This is a genomic window from Ralstonia pickettii (assembly GCF_030582395.1).
Classification (GTDB): domain Bacteria; phylum Pseudomonadota; class Gammaproteobacteria; order Burkholderiales; family Burkholderiaceae; genus Ralstonia; species Ralstonia pickettii_D.
Genome location: NZ_CP104381.1, coordinates 2,837,519 through 2,857,155 on the forward strand (window position 1 = coordinate 2,837,519; position 19,637 = coordinate 2,857,155).

At 65.6% G+C, this 19,637-nt stretch carries 19 protein-coding genes; 15 read left to right on the top strand and 4 right to left on the bottom strand.

Translation table 11 applies throughout. The annotated features are described in order from the left end of the window. The first annotated feature begins 171 nt into the window (after nt 1-171). From N5B55_RS13680 to N5B55_RS13690, 3 genes are read left to right on the top strand one after another with little or no spacing between them, the layout of a single operon-like run. Nucleotides 172-561 (top strand): hypothetical protein, encoded by a 390-nt coding sequence (locus N5B55_RS13680; protein WP_012763050.1) that lies wholly within the window; start codon nt 172-174, stop codon nt 559-561. A 10-nt stretch (nt 562-571) separates the two neighbouring features. Beyond that, nucleotides 572-910 (top strand): hypothetical protein, encoded by a 339-nt coding sequence (locus N5B55_RS13685; RefSeq protein WP_065856154.1) that lies wholly within the window; start codon nt 572-574, stop codon nt 908-910. Between the two features lie 24 nt (nt 911-934). Beyond that, nucleotides 935-1,408, top strand: coding sequence for a lytic transglycosylase domain-containing protein (locus N5B55_RS13690; RefSeq protein WP_012763052.1), 474 nt, complete (start codon nt 935-937; stop codon nt 1,406-1,408). A gap of 31 nt (nt 1,409-1,439) precedes the next feature. Here N5B55_RS13690 and N5B55_RS13695 read toward each other — a convergent pair whose 3' ends face one another. Next, entirely contained in the window at nt 1,440-1,817 is a 378-nt protein-coding gene (locus tag N5B55_RS13695; RefSeq protein ID WP_004636652.1) for a flagellar protein FliT, read from the bottom strand. A 411-nt stretch (nt 1,818-2,228) separates the two neighbouring features. Here N5B55_RS13695 and ychF point away from each other — a divergent pair, with 411 nt between their 5' ends. The 4 genes from ychF to N5B55_RS13715 all read left to right on the top strand — a co-directional run bounded on the left by ychF (nt 2,229) and on the right by N5B55_RS13715 (nt 8,429). Further along, entirely contained in the window at nt 2,229-3,323 is a 1,095-nt protein-coding gene (gene ychF / locus N5B55_RS13700) for a redox-regulated ATPase YchF (RefSeq protein ID WP_304538451.1), read from the top strand. A gap of 336 nt (nt 3,324-3,659) precedes the next feature. Then, a complete protein-coding gene (locus tag N5B55_RS13705; RefSeq protein WP_304538452.1) occupies nt 3,660-5,951 on the top strand; it encodes an ATP-binding protein in 2,292 nt (763 codons plus the stop codon). Between the two features lie 26 nt (nt 5,952-5,977). Further along, the gene (locus tag N5B55_RS13710) at nt 5,978-6,445 is read left to right on the top strand and encodes a response regulator (RefSeq protein ID WP_065856160.1); all 468 of its coding nucleotides are present in this window, start codon (nt 5,978-5,980) and stop codon (nt 6,443-6,445) included. A 25-nt stretch (nt 6,446-6,470) separates the two neighbouring features. Continuing rightward, nucleotides 6,471-8,429, top strand: a complete 1,959-nt coding sequence (locus tag N5B55_RS13715) for a hybrid sensor histidine kinase/response regulator (RefSeq protein WP_065856162.1) — start codon at nt 6,471-6,473, stop codon at nt 8,427-8,429. Nucleotides 8,430-8,462: 33 nt separating this feature from the next. Here the strand turns inward: N5B55_RS13715 and N5B55_RS13720 are convergent, their stop codons facing one another. Next, the gene (locus N5B55_RS13720; RefSeq protein ID WP_304538453.1) at nt 8,463-8,705 is read right to left on the bottom strand and encodes a GlsB/YeaQ/YmgE family stress response membrane protein; all 243 of its coding nucleotides are present in this window, start codon (nt 8,703-8,705) and stop codon (nt 8,463-8,465) included. 219 nt (nt 8,706-8,924) lie between these two features. Between N5B55_RS13720 and hemA the strand changes: the two genes are divergently transcribed. The 6 genes from hemA to N5B55_RS13750 all read left to right on the top strand — a co-directional run bounded on the left by hemA (nt 8,925) and on the right by N5B55_RS13750 (nt 13,998). After that, nucleotides 8,925-10,232 (top strand): glutamyl-tRNA reductase, encoded by a 1,308-nt coding sequence (hemA, locus tag N5B55_RS13725; protein WP_009241981.1) that lies wholly within the window; start codon nt 8,925-8,927, stop codon nt 10,230-10,232. A gap of 108 nt (nt 10,233-10,340) precedes the next feature. Next, on the top strand, nt 10,341-11,423 hold the full coding sequence (prfA, locus tag N5B55_RS13730) for a peptide chain release factor 1 (protein ID WP_304538454.1): 1,083 nt from the start codon (nt 10,341-10,343) through the stop codon (nt 11,421-11,423). A 183-nt stretch (nt 11,424-11,606) separates the two neighbouring features. After that, on the top strand, nt 11,607-11,975 hold the full coding sequence (locus N5B55_RS13735) for a hypothetical protein (protein ID WP_065856171.1): 369 nt from the start codon (nt 11,607-11,609) through the stop codon (nt 11,973-11,975). Nucleotides 11,976-12,072: 97 nt separating this feature from the next. Further along, nucleotides 12,073-12,975, top strand: coding sequence for a peptide chain release factor N(5)-glutamine methyltransferase (gene prmC, locus N5B55_RS13740; RefSeq protein ID WP_304538455.1), 903 nt, complete (start codon nt 12,073-12,075; stop codon nt 12,973-12,975). 68 nt (nt 12,976-13,043) lie between these two features. Then, entirely contained in the window at nt 13,044-13,355 is a 312-nt protein-coding gene (gene grxD / locus N5B55_RS13745) for a Grx4 family monothiol glutaredoxin (protein WP_012763060.1), read from the top strand. Nucleotides 13,356-13,374: 19 nt separating this feature from the next. Further along, nucleotides 13,375-13,998: a UbiX family flavin prenyltransferase gene (locus tag N5B55_RS13750; protein WP_304538456.1), complete on the top strand. Its 624-nt coding sequence runs from the start codon at nt 13,375-13,377 to the stop codon at nt 13,996-13,998. A 22-nt stretch (nt 13,999-14,020) separates the two neighbouring features. Here the strand turns inward: N5B55_RS13750 and N5B55_RS13755 are convergent, their stop codons facing one another. Further along, nucleotides 14,021-14,191, bottom strand: coding sequence for a hypothetical protein (locus tag N5B55_RS13755; RefSeq protein ID WP_004634685.1), 171 nt, complete (start codon nt 14,189-14,191; stop codon nt 14,021-14,023). A 122-nt stretch (nt 14,192-14,313) separates the two neighbouring features. Further along, complete coding sequence (locus N5B55_RS13760; protein WP_178960752.1) at nt 14,314-15,054, bottom strand: hypothetical protein; 741 nt, start codon at nt 15,052-15,054, stop codon at nt 14,314-14,316. A gap of 310 nt (nt 15,055-15,364) precedes the next feature. Here N5B55_RS13760 and N5B55_RS13765 point away from each other — a divergent pair, with 310 nt between their 5' ends. Continuing rightward, complete coding sequence (locus tag N5B55_RS13765; RefSeq protein ID WP_304539797.1) at nt 15,365-16,951, top strand: glucan biosynthesis protein G; 1,587 nt, start codon at nt 15,365-15,367, stop codon at nt 16,949-16,951. Further along, nucleotides 16,924-19,512, top strand: coding sequence for a glucans biosynthesis glucosyltransferase MdoH (gene mdoH, locus N5B55_RS13770; protein ID WP_304538457.1), 2,589 nt, complete (start codon nt 16,924-16,926; stop codon nt 19,510-19,512). Before N5B55_RS13765 ends, mdoH begins: the two co-directional genes overlap by 28 nt. Nucleotides 19,513-19,637 lie beyond the last annotated feature (125 nt).

The window sequence follows — 19,637 nt, forward strand, 5'->3', positions numbered from 1 at the left end:
TGTGCGAATGACGTCGCTATCTGCAAACCCGCGAAGTGACGCCATTTTCACCTCGGCTTCCCGCGCTCAAGTCATACGCCGGGATGGACGATAAAAGCCGGGCAATTCGACGTTTTGAAGGGCTCGGGCCGCCGATACAGTGCGGGTCCGATCCACGCATTTCTCATCGCCATGTGGACTTTTTCCGAACGCTCCGCCGCATCTTTGACGCTGGCCGCGCTGCTGGCCCTGGCCGGCTGTGCGCAAATGCCCGCCCAGACGCCTGCCCCGGTGGCCCGCTCCGCACCCACGGGTGAAGTCATGACGTTCGTCATCCCGCCCGATGCGCTGGGCGCGCACGATCCGCAATTGACCGCTGTGCTGACCAAGGCCGGCGCGTTGGCCGCAGCGCAAAAACGCCCGGCGACGATCCAGGTGGCCGCATTGGCACAGGATTTCCGCTATCTCAACCAGGCGCTGTGGAACGGCGTGCCGGCCCAGCGCGCCGGCTCTGTCCGCCTGGAAAACCTCACCGTCAGCGCCAGCCAGCCTTACAGCGTGACGATCCGCATGCAGGACTAAGAGGAACGTCATGCGTATGACCCATCTGCTCTTCCCGCTCACCGTCGGCCTGCTGACGGTACCGGCCGCCTCGGCTTTTGCCGCGCCGCCCGATGCACTGATGCCGGCGACGGCCGCCGCGCCCGACCGCGTCTATCCGCCCCTGCCCTCGCTGGCGATGCTGCCGCCCAGCGGCGGTGCCGAAATCGAGGCTGCGCCGGCCGCACACGCGCGTGGCAGCAAGCGCAAGGTTGTGACAACGCAGTGGCGCAAGGCGACCGAGCCGGTACCGCGCATGGTGGTGTCGGAGGCATCGCACACGTATCTGGCCGGTATCGAGCGACAGCTTGAAGTGGCCCTGCAGAAGTAATCCACGATCTCCGCCGGAGCCGTCATGCCCCTCGCCCGCCTTCTTTGCTTGAACTGGTGCCGCCTTGCCGGAGCCCTTTTGCTAGCTGCTTCCAGCGTTGCAGCGCACGCCGCCTCGGGTGATTGCTTCGAGCAGGCCGGGACCTATCAGGGCGTCAACCCGACGGTGCTGCGCGCGATCGTGTGGTTTGAATCGAAGGGCGATGCGGGCGCCATCCATCGCAACGCTGACGGCTCGGTCGACATCGGCCAGGCGCAGATCAACTCGATCCACTTCGGCACGCTGGCGCGCTATGGCGTGCCGCGCCACGCGCTGACCGACGCTTGCGTGAACGTATTCGTGGCGGCCTGGCTGCTCAAGCAAAAAATGGTTCGCCACGGAAACACATGGCGGGCCATCGGCGCGTATCACTCCGAAACGCCCGCCCACCGCGACGCCTATGCGCGCAGCATCCAGCGGGTGCTGATGTCGTGGGGGGAATTGCGGGCCGACCGCTGAATCGAGTCCGGACCCGGAAGCCGGCTGCCGCTCAGTAGTACGAGACGGCGGCGTAGGCCTGACGTGCGCCGATGGCGCGGCGCTCCCCGCTGACCAGGCGCATCAATTCATCCTGGCGCGGACAGACCAGCGCACGCACACGGGCGTCGTTGGCCAGAATGCGCATCATCAGGTCGCGCTTGCGCTGTATTTCTTCGTGCGACAAGGCCGGGCGCAGACCGTGGCCCAAGCGCTCCATGTGCGCCGCGCATTCGCGCTCCAGCAAGCTCACTTCGTCCCAGTCGCCGCGTTCTGCAGCATCCACCATGTCTTCGGACAGGCTGGCGATGGCCTCGTAGCAGGCGAACAGGCCGGCGCTGTCGGAAACCGTATGGATCGGGCGGGCGGCGGTGGCGACGGTCCAGGACATGCTGTGCTCCGATATTAGATGTGTTGTTTGTGGCAAGCAGTGCAATAGGCGTGCCCGGGGATGCCCAGCCGTTTCCCAGCCACCCGGAAATGCCGCCAAACCCTTTCCTGGCTTGGTTTTACAGAATACGGAGGGTGTGCAGCAACGGGCAACGCAGGCCTGAAACATAGCCTTGCGAGTCGAAGTTGTTACGTTTCTGGAACGTAACGCGTAACGGGGTCGTAACGCTCTCTGGGCGGGCGGCAGCTCCCCGGCCCGCAACTATCCGCCGACGGAGGCATTGCAGGGCTGGACCCCACCCAGAGCGGTTACAATCACGCCTTTCCGTGAACGACGCGCCCAGCCCGGATTCCACTGTGCTGCTGCAGCCTCCCGCGTCACGCAACCCCTTGATTCAGAGCCTTTTTCACCATGAGCCTCCAATGCGGCATCGTCGGTCTGCCGAACGTCGGTAAGTCGACCCTGTTCAATGCCCTGACCAAAGCCGGCATCGCCGCCGAGAACTACCCGTTCTGCACGATCGAGCCCAACGTCGGCGTGGTGGAAGTGCCGGACGCCCGCCTGCAGGCGCTGGCCGACATCGTCAAGCCCGAGCGGGTGCTGCCGGCGGTGGTCGAGTTCGTCGATATTGCGGGCCTGGTGGCGGGCGCCTCCAAAGGGGAAGGCCTCGGCAACCAGTTCCTGGCCAACATCCGCGAGACGGATGCCATCACGCACGTGGTGCGCTGTTTCGAAGATGAAAACGTGATCCACGTTGCCGGCAAGGTCGACCCGATCGCTGACATCGAAGTCATCAACACCGAACTGGCCCTTGCTGATCTGAGTACGGTGGACAAGGCGCTGCAGCGCTACACCAAGGCCGCCAAGTCGGGCAACGACAAGGAAGCCGCCAAGCTGGTCGCCGTGCTGGAAAAAGCACAGAAGGTGCTGGACGAAGCCAAACCCGTGCGTGGCCTGAACCTGACCGAGGACGAGTGGGCGACGCTCAAGCCGCTGTGCCTGATCACCGCCAAGCCGACCATGTACGTGGCCAACGTGCGCGAAGACGGTTTCGAAAACAACCCGCATCTGGACGCCGTGCGCAACTACGCTGCGCAGACGAATTCGCCGGTGGTGGCCGTGTGCGCCGCCATCGAAGCCGAAATCGCAGACCTGGATGACGCCGACAAGGCCGAATTCCTGGCCGACATCGGCATGGACGAACCCGGCCTGAACCGCGTGATCCGCGCGGCCTTCAAGCTGCTCGGCCTGCAAACCTACTTCACCGCCGGCGTGAAGGAAGTGCGCGCCTGGACGATCCATATCGGCGACACAGCCCCTCGCGCAGCCGCGGCCATCCACACCGACTTTGAACGCGGCTTCATCCGCGCCCAGACAATCTCGTACGATGATTACATCCAGTACAAGGGCGAACAGGGTGCCAAGGAAGCCGGCAAGATGCGCGCGGAAGGCAAGGAATACATTGTCAAAGACGGCGATGTACTGCACTTCCTGTTCAACGTCTGACCCCGCACGAAGTGCCCGAAAAGCCCCGCAAGCGACGCGGGGCTTTTTTTTCATGGCCGAATCCCGAAGACGCGGCCCCGCGCCTCGCGGATGCCGCCCCGCGCTTGTAACGTTGAGGCGACTCCGCATCACTTTTTTACACGCCGGCGCAATCGACCGGACGGCGCTGGCGCTCGCCAACGCCCGCCGCCGAGCCATTTTGCCGCCTCTGGCACGCCGGTTGCGTAGCCCAGACCCGATACGCTGAACCCCGGCAGGCCCGACGCCCGGGGCAGCCCGCCGCCCCCGCCTGGCGCATTGGATCAGGCGCTTGGGACGGCGCACTCGCCCGACGCCATGAGTTCGCAATCGCCCCCGCCCTTGTCTGCAGTTGACGACATCGACGCCTCGCCCCGAATTGGCAGCAACGCTGCCATCCAGCCGCGCGGAGTGTTGCTGTGCCTGTCCGAACCCGATCTACGCATCCAACAGGTCAGCGAAAACCTCGAGACCGCGCTGGGAACACCGCTGGACGCCGCGCTGCAGGCGCCGGTCGACCATGTGACGGGTGCCGCGGGCCGCGAGGTGCTGGAGCGCGCGCTGGCCACGCAGAGCATCGACGGCCACCCGCTCTACATCGGTACGCTGCAGACGCCGCACGGTCATGCGCTCGACGCGGTGGTGCACCGTCACAAAGGGACGCTCATTCTTGAGCTCGAACCTGCCGTGCATGCCGCCGACGGCGCGTTTGTGTCGATGTACCCGCTGGTCCGGACGTTCGTCGGCAGCCTGCAAGCCGCAGGCACGATCGATGCCCTGACCGACCTGGCTGCACGCGAGGTTCGCCGCCTCACCAACTTTGGCCGCGTGACGATCTACCGGATCGACAGCGACGGCTCCTTGCAGGCGCTGGCGGAAGCGCGTGACGCCGCTTACGACACGCTGGTCGGGACGCATTGGCGCGGCGACGGCATGGCGCCCGAACTGCGCAGCCTGTACAGCCACAACCCGTTGCGTCTGGTGGCTGACGTGGACGACACGCCCGTAGGTCTGGTGCCGCCACTGCATCCGTCCACCGGGCGGGCCACCGACCTGGCCTATGCAGCCCTGCGCGCCGCGTCCGAAGCGCAGCGGGGAACCATGCGCGGCATGGGCGCGAGGGCGTCCCTCACGCTGGCACTGACCGTGCGCGGGAGTCTCTGGGGCCTGATCGCCTGCCACCATGCCACGCCCTGTTCGCTCTCCTTCGAAGTGCGCACGGCATGTGAGCACCTGGCACAGATCCTGTCGCTGCAGATCGAAGCGAAGGAAGACCGCGCAGAAATCGCCCACCGGCTGGAACTGCGGCGCATCCTGGTGCGCTTGCTGGCTGCGATGTCCGACCGCGACCATTTCGAGGATGGCCTGATCGAGCATCCCGCCGATCTGCTGCGCTTTGCCTCCGCCAGCGGCGCGGCCATCGTGCGCCAGGGCGAATGCGTGCGCATCGGCGCAGCGCCTGATGAGGCCAGCATCCTGCGGCTCACCGAATGGCTTGCCAAGGAGCACCCCGGCGAGGTGTTCCACACCGACCGGCTGGCCAGTACCTATCCGGACGGCGCCGCGCTGCTGCCGCAGGCCAGCGGCGTGCTGGCCGTGCAGGTTTCGCAGCTGCATCGTCACTACGTGCTGTGGTTCCGCCCCGAAACCCCGCACACGGTGCGCTGGGCGGGCGACGACGCACCGCACGTGAGCATCAATGACGACAGCCACCACATTCTGGGTCGCACGCGCCATTGGCAGGAGCACATCGCACACACATCGCGGCCGTGGCGCACGAGCGAAGTGGAAACTGCAGCGGAGTTCCGCTATGCCGTGCTGAACATCGTGCTGCGCCGCGCTGAAGAAGCCGCGGAGCTGACCAGCGAACTGCGCCGCGCCAACCACGAACTCGAAGCATTTTCGTATTCCGTATCGCACGACTTGCGCGCACCGCTGCGCCACATCGCCGGCTACGCCGAACTGCTCGACGAGATGGAGGGCCAGCACGTCTCGGAGCGGGGGCGGCACTTTCTGCAGACGATTTCCGAGTCGTCGCGTTTTGCGGGCAAGCTCGTCGACGACCTGCTTACCTTCTCGCAGATGGGCCGCGGCGCGCTTCACCTGACCGATGTCGACCTTGCCCTGCTGGTGCGCGGCGTGGTGCGCGATCTGACGGTAGACCAGGGGCGGCGCCACATCGAATGGAACATCGCCGCCTTGCCCGTGGTGCGCGCCGACCCGGCGTTCCTGCAACTGGCGATGCGCAACCTGCTCTCCAACGCCATCAAATACACACGCGGCCGCGAGCCGGCGCGCATCCATATCGACGCCGAACAGACTGACACCGAAACCATCGTGCGCATTGCCGACAACGGCGTGGGGTTCTCGATGGAATACGTGGCCAAGCTGTTCGGCGTGTTCCAGCGGCTGCATCGCATGGACGAATTCGAGGGCACCGGCATCGGATTGGCCAATGTGCGGCGCATCATCGATCGCCACGGCGGCCGCACCTGGGCTGAGGGCGAGCTTGATCGCGGCGCCACGTTCTACTTTGCGCTGCCGCGCGCGCCCCACTCGCTGGCGGCATCCGGGGCAGGCCTCCGCACGCCCGTGACCCGCGATGCCTGATTGTTCTTTCCACGTTCATTGTCACCATGCTCAAACCCATCCTGCTCGTTGAAGACAATCCGAACGACCTCGAGCTGACCCTGCTGGCACTGGAGCGCAGCCAGCTTGCCAACGATGTGGTCGTCACCCGGGACGGCGCAGAAGCGCTGGATTACTTGCACGCGCGCAACCTCTACGCGCAGCGCGTGCCTGGTAACCCGGCCGTGGTGCTGCTCGACTTGAAGCTGCCAAAGGTGGACGGGCTGGAAGTCCTGGCCGAGATCCGTGCCACACCCGCGCTCAAGAGCCTGCCGGTGGTCATGCTCACCTCATCACGCGAAGAAACCGACCTGCTGCGCAGCTACGAACTCGGCGTCAACGCCTATGTCGTCAAGCCGGTGGAATTCCGCGCCTTTGTCGATGCGATTGCCGACCTGGGCGTATTCTGGGCGGTGCTCAATGAACCACCGCCCGGTTCAACCCGCGCACGCCGCACGTCCCCCCCGGCGAACTAGCCGCCCATCCGGAGCATTCGCCCTCATGCCCAATCTTCAACTGCTGCTGGTCGAAGACAATCCGCTCGACGCGGAGTTGACCCGCGCACGGCTGGAAACGGCCAACCTGCAAGCCGACACCACGCTGGTCGACAACGAGACCGACTTCATCGCCCAACTGAGCGCGCGGACCTTCGACGCCATCCTGGCCGACTACATGCTGCCGCAGTTCACGGGGGCTGAGGCGCTCGACATTGCGCGCCGCATGGCGCCGCAAACGCCGTTCATCTTCGTATCCGGCGCGCTGGGCGAGGAGCACGCGGTGGACATGCTCAAGCGTGGCGCCACCGATTACGTCATCAAGCAGCGACTGCAACGCCTGCCCGTGGTGCTACTGCGGGCGCTGGCCGAAGCAGCCGAACGCCGCCAGCGCATCGCCGCGGAAGCTGCCCTGCGCGAAGCGGAAACGCACTTCCGATTGCTGATCAATGCGCTCAAGGAGCACGCCGTGCTCTCGCTTGACCCGCAGGGCATCGTACGCACCTGGAACGCCGCGTCGCGCAGCATTCTCGGCTATGCGCGCGAGGACATCCTCGGCAAATCGGCCGAGATTCTCTACCCGCAAGCCGCGCGCGAGGCCGGTGAATTCCAGCGCAAGCTCGAACGCGTGCGCCGCGAAGGCAGCCTCACCGACGACCGCTGGATGCTGCGCAAGGACGGCACGCCGTTCTATGCATCAAGCGTGGTCACCGCCATCCACAACGAGACCGGGCAACTGGTCGGCTTCTCGAAGATCATCCGCGACTCGACGGAAGAGCGCATCGCGGCCGACGCCCTGCGCCGTGCCAAGGAAGAAGCCGAGACTGCCAACCACGCCAAGGACCACTTCCTGGCGGTGCTCTCGCATGAGCTGCGCACGCCGCTCACGCCCATCCTGACCGCCGTGCATCTGCTGGAACTGCGTCAGGACCTGCCGGCGTATGTGGTCGCGCAGCTCGAAGTCGTGCGCCGCAATGCCGAGCTGGAAGCGCGCCTGATCGACGACCTGCTCGACATCACCGGCATTGCGCGCGGCAAGCTGGCGGTGAGCTTTGCGCTGGTCGACCTGTACCCGCTGCTGGAGAGCACGCTGGAGATGTCGCGCAACGACATGCAGGCCAAGCGGCTCTCGCTCAAAACACGCTTCGAGGCCGGACGCAGCCGGCTGTACGCCGACGGCGCACGCATCCAGCAGGTAATCTGGAATCTGGTGCGCAATGCCGTCAAATTCACGCCCGAAGGCGGCGCCATCGAGGTGCGCGTCTGGAACCCGTCGGCCTCCACCGTGGCCGTGGCCGTGAAGGACAACGGCATCGGTATCGAACCCGATGCACTGCCGCGCATCTTCTCGGCGTTCGAGCAGGCCGATGCATCGATCACGCAGCGCTTTGGCGGGCTAGGCCTGGGCTTGGCGATTGCCTATGCGCTGGTGCAGAAGCATGAAGGCTCGCTGATTGCCGAAAGCGCCGGCCGCCACGAGGGCGCCACATTCACCCTCACCCTGCCGCTGGCCACCGAGATGGCGCAACCTGAGACACCGCCCGCCCCACCCATTCCACGCAAGCAACCGTCGCGCGGCCTGCATGTGCTGCTGGTCGAAGACAACGCCGATACGGCTGAAGCCATGTCGCAGATGCTGGAGATCCTGGGCCACAGCGTCGCCGTGGCCAATGGCGCGCGTACGGCCATCCAAGCGGCGGAATCGGGCGCGTTCGATCTGCTGATCAGCGATATTGGACTGCCGGATGGCAGCGGCCTCGACGTGGTGCGCGTGTTTGCCGAGCGGCAAGCTGCCCCATCGATTGCCATCACCGGCTACGGCATGGAAGACGATATTGCCCGGTGCCGGGACGCGGGCTTTACCGATCACCTGACCAAGCCGGTGGACTTCAAGCGGTTGGAAACGCTGTTGGCCGGCTATCTGGCCGCGCGCGACGCGCGGACCGCGGGCGTGGACGCAAGCTAGCCGCGCCAGAATGCCGCAGTGGCGGTCGTCGCCCTAGCGGCGCGACAGACCCCATGCCGCCGGCAGCAGCATGGCGCCCACCACGGCGGCCGTCCACGCCATGATCTGGCCATCGGCATACAGGTGGGCGAATTGGCCGCTGTAGTAACCGAGCAACGCGCCAATCCCGCCCGTCAGCAGCGCAGCCACCCATCCCAGGCGCTTGCCTGCGGGATGCAGCCAGCGCGCCGCGATGCCCACCGCCAGCCCGATCCAAAACGGCCCGATCCACCCCATGCCTGTTCTCCGTATTGCCCTTGAGCGATTCAACTGGACGCGTACCTTAGCGCAGGACGGTGCAGAAGGCCACGATCGCACTGCACGTCGCGCGTGACGAATAATCGACATTCCTCAATACATATCACCGGATTTGACCTGTCGCCTGCTCATCCGGGGGCCGGGCGTTATAATCCAGAGTGCTCAAAATTCGTGCCGTTCTTTAACCGGCCGCCCCACATGCAGTTGCTGACGCTCGGAATCAACCACCACACTGCGCCGCTTTCTCTGCGCGAGAAGGTGGCGTTTCCGCTCGAGCAGCTCAAGCCCGCGCTGGGCACGCTGCGCCAGCATTTGCCGCACCTCCGAAGCACGGCAGAAGCCGCCATTCTCTCCACCTGCAATCGCACCGAAATCTACTGCGCCACCGACGGCAACCTGCCCGAGCAGACAGCGCACGAGCATGCGATTCGCTGGTTGGCACAGCACCACAACATCGACCCCGGCGAACTTGCGCCCCATGTGTATTCGCTCGGCCAGTCGCTGGCGGTACGCCACGCGTTTCGCGTGGCCAGCGGGCTCGATTCGATGGTGCTGGGTGAAACGCAGATCCTCGGGCAGATGAAAGACGCCGTGCGCACCGCCACCGAGGCGGGCGCCCTGGGCACGTACCTGAATCAGCTGTTCCAGCGCACCTTTGCCGTGGCCAAGGAAGTGCGCGGCACGACGGAGATCGGCGCGCATTCCGTGTCGATGGCCGCCGCCGCCGTGCGCCTGGCGCAACGCATCTTCGAATCGATTGCGGACCAGCGCGTCCTGTTCATTGGCGCCGGCGAGATGATCGAGCTGTGCGCCACCCACTTCGCCGCGCAGACGCCACGCGAAGTGGTGATCGCCAACCGCACGCTGGAACGCGGCGAGAAGCTGGCCGAATCGCTGTCGAACCAGGGCTTGAACGCCCGCGCCGTGCGTCTGGCCGAACTGCCGACCAAGCTTGCCGAGTTCGACATCGTTGTCTCGTGCACCGCCAGCACGCTGCCCATCATCGGCCTGGGCGCCGTTGAGCGCGCCATCAAGCAGCGCCGCCACCGCCCGATGTTCATGGTCGACCTGGCGGTGCCGCGCGACATCGAACCCGAAGTCGCACGTCTGTCCGACGTGTTCCTCTACACCGTGGACGACCTGGGCGCCATCGTGCGCGAAGGCAACGCGCTGCGGCAGGCCGCCGTGGCGCAGGCCGAGGCCATCATCGAAACGCGCGTGCTGAACTTCATGCACTGGCTCGATGCGCGCAGCGTGGTGCCGATCATCCGAGATCTGCACGCGCAGGCTGAAACGCTGCGCCAAGGTGAACTGGAACGCGCTCAGCGCATGCTCGCGCGTGGCGACGATCCGGCGCTGGTGCTCGAAGCGCTGTCGCAGGCGCTCACCAAGAAATTCCTCCACGGCCCGACGCATGCCCTGAACCATGCGCAGGGCGAAGGCCGCGAACAGCTCATCGACCTGTTGCCGGCGTTGTTCCGCCAGTCCAGCCACTCCGAGCGCTAGCGGCCAGCGCTTCGCTCGCGCGCCGCCCGCTTTCACTCCGGCACGCAACCTCTGGCGCGGTATCATGCGCCGCCTTCGCTTCCAGCGTTTCCCTCCGCGACTGCCCGAATGAAGCCCAGCATGCTGTCCAAGCTCGACCAACTGGCCGAGCGCATCGTCGAAATCAACGCGCTGCTTGCGCGTGAAGACGCCACCGCCAACCTCGACCAATACCGCAAGCTCACGCGCGAACATGCCGAGCTGGAGCCGGTGGTCGCGCAATTTGCCGCATGGAAGCAGGCGGAGGAAGACATCACCACCGCGCAGGAGTTAGCGGCCGATCCTGACATGAAGGCGTTTGCCGAAGACGAACTGCGCGCCGCGCGTGAGCGCATGGAGTCTCTCGAAGGCGAGCTGCAACGCCTGCTGCTTCCGAAAGACCCGAACGACCATCGCAACATCTTCGTGGAAATCCGTGCCGGTACTGGCGGCGATGAGTCCGCGCTCTTTGCCGGCGACCTGCTGCGGATGTACACACGCTACGCCGAACGGCAGCGCTGGCAGGTGGAGATCGTCAGCGAATCGGCGTCGGACCTGGGCGGCTACAAGGAAGTGATCGCGCGGCTGGTGGGCGAAGGTGCGTACTCGCGCCTGAAGTTCGAATCGGGCGGCCACCGCGTGCAGCGCGTGCCGGCCACGGAGGCACAGGGGCGCATCCACACGTCAGCCTGCACCGTGGCGATCATGCCCGAGGCCGACGCGCTGGCCGAGATCCAAATCAACCCGGCGGATTTGCGCATTGACACGTTCCGCGCGTCCGGCGCGGGTGGCCAGCACATCAACAAGACGGATTCGGCCGTGCGCATCACCCACCTGCCGACCGGCCTGGTGGTGGAGTGCCAGGACGACCGCAGCCAGCACCGCAACAAGGACCGCGCCATGCAAGTCCTGGCTGCGCGCCTGAAGGACCGCCAGGAGCGCGAGGCGCAAGCCAAGGAAGCCAGCGCACGCAAGAGCCTGATCGGCTCGGGCGACCGCTCCGACCGCATCCGCACGTACAACTTCCCGCAGGGGCGCGTGACGGATCACCGCATCAACCTGACGCTGTACAAGATCGACGCGATCATGGATGGCGACCTCGACGAACTCGTCGGCGCATTGGCGGCCGAGCACCAAGCCGAGCAGCTTGCGGCGCTGGGTGACGACGCCTGACTCTCTCAATCGTTAAAAAGGCGCGCGCTTAGTAACATCCGCTTGCGTTTGATACAGCTTTGCGCGATGGCGGCCCGGCCTCGCGTTCCTATAATCGAACTCGATCACGCCGAGTGCGTCGCCGGTCGCATCGGGGGCGCACTCACCAACAAGCGCGGCAACATCACGATTAGGAGAATCGCAATGCGTAACCAACTGCTGGCCATCACTGTCGCTACCACCCTCGCACTCGGCTTGGCCGCCTGCGGCAAGAAAGACGACGCCACCGACCAGGCCGCGAAGAGCGCAATGGAACAATCGAAAGACGCCGCGAAGCAAGCGCTCGACAATGCCGGCACCGCCGTGAGCAAGGCCGCGGACGCTGCCAAGGTGGAACTCTCGCAAGCGGCTTCAGATGCGCAGGTCTCCGCTTCGGGCGCGCTGGCGCAGGCCAAGGAAGCTGCCAAGACCGCAGCCGACAAGACGGCCGATGCCGCCAAGGTTGCTGCAGACAAAACCGCTGACGCCACCAAGGAAGCAGCCAACAAGGTCAAGGACGCAACCAAGCAATAAGCGCTGCTTAACCGCACCGACCCGCTCGCGGGCCCGCGCCACATCGGCCGGGCCCGTGTTATTTTGTGCGCCCGATCTTCGCTGCTGGTCTGTTGCCGTGTCGTCTTCCCCCGTCATTCCGCCCGAAAACCTGGCTCGCGTGTCCGACGCGCTGACGGCGCTGGCACGCGCCGGCTTGCCTGCGCTTGAAGCGCGCATGCTGGTTTCGCATGTGACGGGCCTGTCGCGTGTGCAACTCATCACGCAAGACACGTGCGCCATCGCCGTACCTGTTCGCATGCAAATCAGCGAACTGGCGGCGCGCCGCCTGGCGGGAGAGCCGATGGCCTATCTGCTGGGCGAACGTGAATTCTTCGGCCGCACGTTCAAAGTGACGCCCGCCGTGCTGATTCCGCGCCCCGACACCGAATTGCTGGTGGAGCAGGCGCTGGACCGCCTTGAAGAACGCGATGCACCCGCCGTGCTCGACATGGGCACGGGCAGCGGCATCATCGCCATCACCATTGCGCTGGCGCGGCGCGACGCGCGCGTGTGGGCCACCGACGCCTCCGCCGATGCGCTGGCCGTGGCGATCGACAACGCCAAGGCGCTCGGTGCCACCAACGTCCAGGCTGTGCTGGGCGACTGGTACGGCGCGCTGGCCGGAACCGATGCGCCACCCGCCTTCAACCTGATCGTCAGCAACCCGCCGTACATCGCCGCCACCGACGTGCACCTCCACCAGGGCGACCTGCGTTTCGAACCCGCCGGCGCCCTCACCGACCACGACGACGGCCTGCGCCACGTGCGCAGCATCGTCGCAGGGGCGCCTGCATGGCTGGGCGACGGCGGTTGGCTGCTGCTCGAACACGGCTACGACCAGGGTGAACCGGTGCGGGCGCTGCTGAGCGGCAGGGGCTTCGCCAACGTCTTCACCGCACAAGACCTGGCCGGCCACGACCGGTGCAGCGGCGGGCAATGGCCTGATGAAAACGCCGCTGCGCGTTCCTCGCTAAAATAGTCTGGTTTTCCAATGTGGACGGCAGCTCTGAAACCCTGCTGCCATCCCTCACCCAATCGAGTCTCCCCATGAGCACCACGCACGAAAAGATCGACCAGATCGTCAAAGGCCACCCCGTCGTCCTCTTCATGAAAGGCACGGCGCAATTCCCGATGTGCGGTTTCTCGGGCCGCGCCATCCAGATCCTGAAGGCCTGCGGCGTGGACCGTCCGCACACCGTCAACGTGCTGGAAGACGACGAAATCCGCCAGGGCATCAAGGACTACGCCAACTGGCCGACCATTCCGCAGCTGTATATCAACGGCGAATTCATTGGCGGCTCGGACATCATGATGGAGATGTACCAGAGCGGCGAATTGCAGCCGCTGTTGGCAGCCTGAGCCGCGTTCTCATTTCAGCGTGACCTCAACCTCGAACGCAGCGACCCAGACGCCACCTGTGCGCCGCATCATCGTGGCGATCACGGGGGCGTCGGGGGCAATCTACGGCGTGCGGCTGCTGCAGATTCTGCAGAGCCTGCGTGAGTCAGCGGGGGTGGAATCGCACCTGCTGATGTCGCCCGCAGGGCTGATGAACGTGCAGCACGAGCTGCACATGGCACGCGAAGAAGTGGAAGCGCTCGCGCACGTCGTGCATAACGTGCGCGACGTCGGCGCGACCATCGCCAGCGGCTCGTTTGCGGCGGAAGCAATGGTGGTGGCGCCCTGCTCGATGAAGACGCTGGCGGCCGTTGCGCATGGCCTGTCGGACAATCTCATTGCCCGCGCAGCCGACGTCACGCTCAAGGAGCGACGCCGCCTCATCCTGATGGTGCGCGAAACGCCGTTGAATCTGGCGCATCTGCGCAACATGACGGCGGTCACGGAGATGGGCGGAATCGTATTTCCACCCGTGCCAGGCTTTTACCAGCGTCCCAAAACGATCGACGATCTGGTCGACCACACGGTCGGGCGCGTGTTGGATCTGCTCGGCTTGCCCCAGACGTTGGCGCCGGGCTGGCCAGGCTTGCGTTCAACGGACTAGGCGCCGATCAGCCGCCCGCCGATCAGCGGTGGTGGTAATTGAAGTACACCGACGGCCCACCCCAATAGCCGCCGTAGTAGGCGGGATAAGCCGGTGCCGCATAGACCGGCGCAGGCGCCACAGCCACCGGTGCCGGATACACGGCACAACCCCCAAGCGTCGCGGCCAACAAGGCCAGAGCCACGATTTTCATGATTAGCGTCCTTTGGCCTCGCCTAGTGAGGCCGTGTGGACGTTATAAGCCGGCGCGGGCGACGTCGGCGTCATGCGGGTGTAAGCGTTGTAACCGAAGACTACGAGCGTGTGTCCGTAACTTTACTGCTTGGGCTTCGACTTGCCCGGGGCTGGCACGGCGATCGCGGCGGGCGCAGATGCAGCCTCACCGGAGCCTGCAGCCGGTATCGGCGCATTCGGATCGACTTCCGCACGCATCTGGTCCATGACCGCCCCGGCGCGCGGCGCCCAAAGGAATTCCACCGTGCCGTTCTGCGGCTCTTCGGGAATCGCATACATCGTGATGATGGTCTGATGGCCCGCCCAACGTGCGCGAAGCGAATCAACCGTCTTGCCAGACTTGAGCTTGAGGGGCGCCTTGCCCTCCTGCGCGGGCTTGCCGTAGCGGTCGGACAGGGCCTGGAAGACGCGCTGCTCGGTATCCACGCCCCGCGTGGGCACGAACATCCCGGCGATGTTGCCGTCCTGGTCGATCAGCACCACGGCCTGCGGGCCATCCATCAGCTCCGGGCGCGATGCCTGCGGTATCCCGAGCGATCGGGTGCGGCCATGCGATTCCAGCGCGTCGGAGCAGTATTCGGCGACGTCCTTGCCGCCATTCGCGCGTACGTCTTCGCACGACGGCAGCTTGCGCAGCGGCTTGCCAAGCGGAAAGGCATCGAGCAGCACCGCCACGTCGCCAGGGTCGCGCACCGCCTTGGCGGGTGCTGCGGCCTTGGGAGCAGCCTTGGCTGCGGGTGCGGCAAACGCCACGGGCGCGAGCAACGAGGTCGAGATGGCAAGCGCAGCAGTTGCAGTGGCGCGTCGCGTCCAGCAGGTCATGCGAACTCCAGTGAGAAAAGAGCCGAAAGTGTGCCACGCGGGAATCCCGGCGCACAGGAAAGGGGGTCTGACTGCCGGCAGGCGGCCCGCGTTCCCGTCAACCGAATGGCTGAGCGCCTCGAAACCGCCTGGTTACACGCCATTTGACGCGGTTACCAGCCCGATGCGGCCAGAAACATTATCAAAATGTTGCCGGTTTTGATCTCGTAAAGGTACGGCGGGTAAAATCTCGGCGGCACAGACGAATGACCGGCAGGACCGAAGCGTCACGTTCCTCGGCCCGCCGCATAGACGCGATCTCATTTTGAACATTCCCTCCGCTGTTTCTTCCCGCACGCCGGGACCCGCTCGCGCGGCACGCACCCGTTCGGTAGCCGGCTATGCGCGGCTCGCCGTCGGCCTGCTGGCGCTGGCTTCGGCGCATGCGGCGCTGGCCTTCGGTTTCAACGATGTGGCCGCACGCGCCAAGCAACTGGCCGCGAAACCGTACCAAGCGCCCGCCGATACCCTGCCCCGCGAACTGCGTGAGCTGCGCTACGACCAGTACCGCGAAATCCGCTTCAAGTCTGACCAGGCTTACTGGCGCCGCGACAAGCTGCCGTTCGAACTCGGCTTCTTCCACGAGGGTTCGTACTACGACCAGCCTGTGAAGATCAACGAGGTGTCACCCGCCGGCGTGCGCGAAATCCGGTTCGATCCACGCCTGTTCGACTACGGCCCGGTCAAGCTCGATCCGAAACAGGTACAGAAGCTCGGCTTTGCCGGCTTCCGCGTGCACTATCCGATGAACACGCCCAAATACAAGGACGAGGTCATCGTGTTCCTGGGCGCGTCGTACTTCCGCGGCATCGGCAAGGGGCAGGTCTACGGCCTGTCCGCGCGCGGCCTCGCCATCGACACCGCGCTCAATTCGGGCGAGGAGTTCCCCCGCTTCACCGATTTCTGGATCGAACGCCCCGCCGCCAACGCCAAGGAGTTGACGATCTACGCGCTGCTGAACTCGCGCCGCGCCACGGGTGCCTACCGCTTCGTCATCAAGCCGGGCAGCGATACGGCGGTCGACGTGAAGGCGCAGGTGTACATGCGCGAGAACGTGAGCAAGCTGGCCATTGCGCCGCTCACCAGCATGTTCTTCTTTGGCGAGAACCAACCGGCGCCTGCGCTGGATTTCCGCCCCGAGGTGCACGACTCCGACGGCCTGTCGGTGCTGTCCGGCACGGGCGAATGGATCTGGCGACCGCTGACGAACCCCAAGCGCCTGCTGGTCAGCTCGTTCGGGACGACCAATCCCGGCGGCTTTGGCCTGATGCAGCGTGACCGCGCGTTCTCGAGCTACCAGGAAATCGGCGACCGCTACGAACTGCGCCCGAGCGCGTGGGTCGAGCCCGTCGGCAAATGGGGTGCAGGTCGCGTGGAGCTTGTGCAGATTCCGACACCCGATGAGACCAACGACAACGTGGTCGCCTACTGGGTGCCCGAGAATCCGCCCAAACCGCAGCAGCCGTTCAATCTCGAATACCGCCTGCTGTGGCAGAAGGACGCCGACAAGAAACCGGCGCTGGCTTGGGTTGCGCAGACGCGCCGCTCGCACGGCTGGACCACCAAGCGCCCCGACGAGCGCAAGCCGGACGATACGATCGCCTTTGTGGTCGACTTTGAAGGCCCGGCGCTGGCCAAGCTGGCGCCGAATGCACCGGTTGAGCCCGTGTTTTCGGCAGATGCCAACGGCAAGATCGAATCGATCTTCGGTCAACCCAACACCGCGACCGGCGGCTGGCGCGTGACCGTGCGCCTCAAGCGGGTCGACGACGATAAACCCGTTGAACTGCGCGGTTACCTGCGCAGCGGCGGCACCGGACTCTCCGAGACGTGGAGCTACCTGTTACCTCCGGGCTGAACGTGACGACAGCCCAGACTGTCGGTGCTGCCGGCACCGCCCCCTCCACCAGCCCTGCCACAGCGCAGTCTGTGGCCGACCATTACCTTGATGCGCTGCCGCTGGGGGCCGATGCGCGTGCTGCGCTGCTGCGCAATGCGGGCATCACGGCCGGCGACGACGATGCAGCAGCGCTTGCCAAGCTGCATCGTGCGCTCGCCCGGCTTGACCCGGCGCAAACGACCTCGCTGGATGCCGATGCGCCGGCCTACGCCTCCGTAGGCTCGCGTCTGGACGCCGCCTATGGCGCCACGCGCGCCGGTGCCGGATCGACCGAGCTCTCCGCCCAACCTGCCCCACCCGTTGAGCACGACAGCCAGGGCCGCATCCACCTGGATACCGGCCCCACCCCTGCGCGCCGTTCGATGGTGCCGTGGCCATGGGTGCTCGGGCCGATCTGGCGCGCGCGCAAGGCCGTCGACCGCTGGATGCATGGCGGCAAGAAGCCGGTTCCGTACGAAGCGCCTGACTCGCCGGACCCGAAAGGCATCTGGCGCTTCGTCGGCGCGCGCCGCCGCCTGACGCTGCTCGCACTGATGATCGCGCAGACCATGGCTGCCACCTGGGCGATGAGCACGGTGCTGCCGTACCACGGCGCCGACTGGCTCGAAGCCATCATCATCGTGCTGTTTGCGGTGCTGTTCTGCTGGGTGTCGGCGGGCTTCTGGACGGCCATCACCGGCTTCCTGCTGCTGGCCTTCCACGGCGACCGCTTCGTCATCTCGCGCCGCGCCACGCCCGACGCCACGATTCCCGACGACGCACGCACGGCCATCGTCATGCCGATCTGCAATGAAGACGTGCAGCGCGTCTTCGCGGGGCTGCGCGCGACGTACGAATCGTTGCAGCGCACGGGACATCTGGAGCACTTCGACTTTTTCGTACTGTCGGACTCCGGCGACCCGGACATCCGCACGGCAGAAGCCGATGCCTGGCTGCACATCTGCCGCGCACTCGATGGTTTCGGTCGTATCTTCTACCGTTGGCGCCGCCACCGCGTGAAGCGCAAGAGCGGCAACATCGACGATTTCTGCCGGCGCTGGGGCGGCCGGTACCGCTACATGATCGTGCTCGACGCAGACAGCGTGATGAGCGGCGATTGCCTGACGCGCCTGGTGCAGTTGATGGAAGGCGCGCCCAGCGCGGGCATCATCCAGACCGCACCGCGCGCCGCCGGCCGCGACACGCTGTATGCGCGTATCCAGCAGTTCGCCACGCGTGTGTACGGGCCGCTGTTCACCGCCGGCCTGCACTACTGGCAACTCGGCGAATCGCACTACTGGGGCCACAACGCCATCATCCGGCTGGACCCGTTCATCAAGCACTGCGCGCTGGCGCCGATACCGGGCAAGGGCTCGCTTTCCGGCGAGATCATGTCGCACGACTTTGTCGAAGCCGCACTCATGCGTCGCGCCGGCTGGGCCGTGTGGATCGCCTACGACCTCGACGGCAGCTACGAAGAAATGCCGCCCAACCTGCTCGACGAGCTGGGCCGCGACCGCCGCTGGTGCCACGGCAACCTGATGAACTTCCGCCTGTTCGGCGCACCGGGCTTCCACCGTGTGCACCGCGCGGTGTTCATCACCGGGGTGATGGCCTATCTGTCCGCGCCGCTGTGGTTCCTGTTCCTGCTCCTGTCGACGGCCCTGTTGGCCAAGCACACGCTGATCGCGCCCGAATACTTCACGCAGCCGCGCCAGCTCTTCCCGATCTGGCCGGAGTGGCATCCCGAAAAGGCCGCGGCGCTGTTTTCCGCCACGGCCACGGTGCTGTTCCTGCCGAAGATCCTGAGCGTGCTCGTCTTGTGGGCCCAGGGGCCGAAGCGCTTTGGCGGGGCGATTCATCTGGCGCTGTCGATGGTGATCGAGGCGGCGTTTTCGGTGCTGGCAGCGCCTGTGCGCATGCTGTTCCACACGCGCTTTGTAACGGCGGCATTCCTCGGCTGGAAGGTGCATTGGAAATCGCCGCCGCGCGAAGACGCGCAAACACATTGGGGCGATGCCGTACGCCGCCACGGCCTGCACACCGTGATTGGCCTCGTCTGGGCTGCAATCGTGTATTGGCTGAATCCGAGCTTCCTTTGGTGGCTTTCGCCAGTCGTGGGGGCCCTGATCGTGTCCATCCCGCTGTCGGTCTTCTCCAGCCGCGTGAGCCTGGGCCGTGGCATGCGGCGGCTGCGCCTGTTCATGATCCCGGAGGAAGTGCGCCCGCCGCGCGAACTGCGTGCCACGCGCAAACACCTGCGCAATGCGCCGCCGATGCCGGACTTCCGCCAAGCCGTCGTCGATCCCGTCACCAACGCGCTGATGTGCGCCATTGGCACGGCGCGCTTTCCGCAAGACCGGCGCCTGTTGGCCGTCCGTGAAGCACAGGTGCGTCACGCGCTTGAGGTCGGCCCTGACCGGCTCACGGGCAAGCAGAAGCTGGTATTGCTGTCGGACCCATTCTCGCTATCGGCGTTGCATCTGGCGGTGTGGTCGTCCCCTGAACAGCGTGCGGTCTGGGAGGCCGCTCAACACTGAGCGGAGAGGCCTGCCTTCAAATACCGCGCCCCACCCGCGTCTTGCCGGTGGGGCGTTTTACTTCCCGTTACATCCGTAGGATTTACGTATCACCTGAAGCGTCCGGCGGTTCATAGAATGGCATC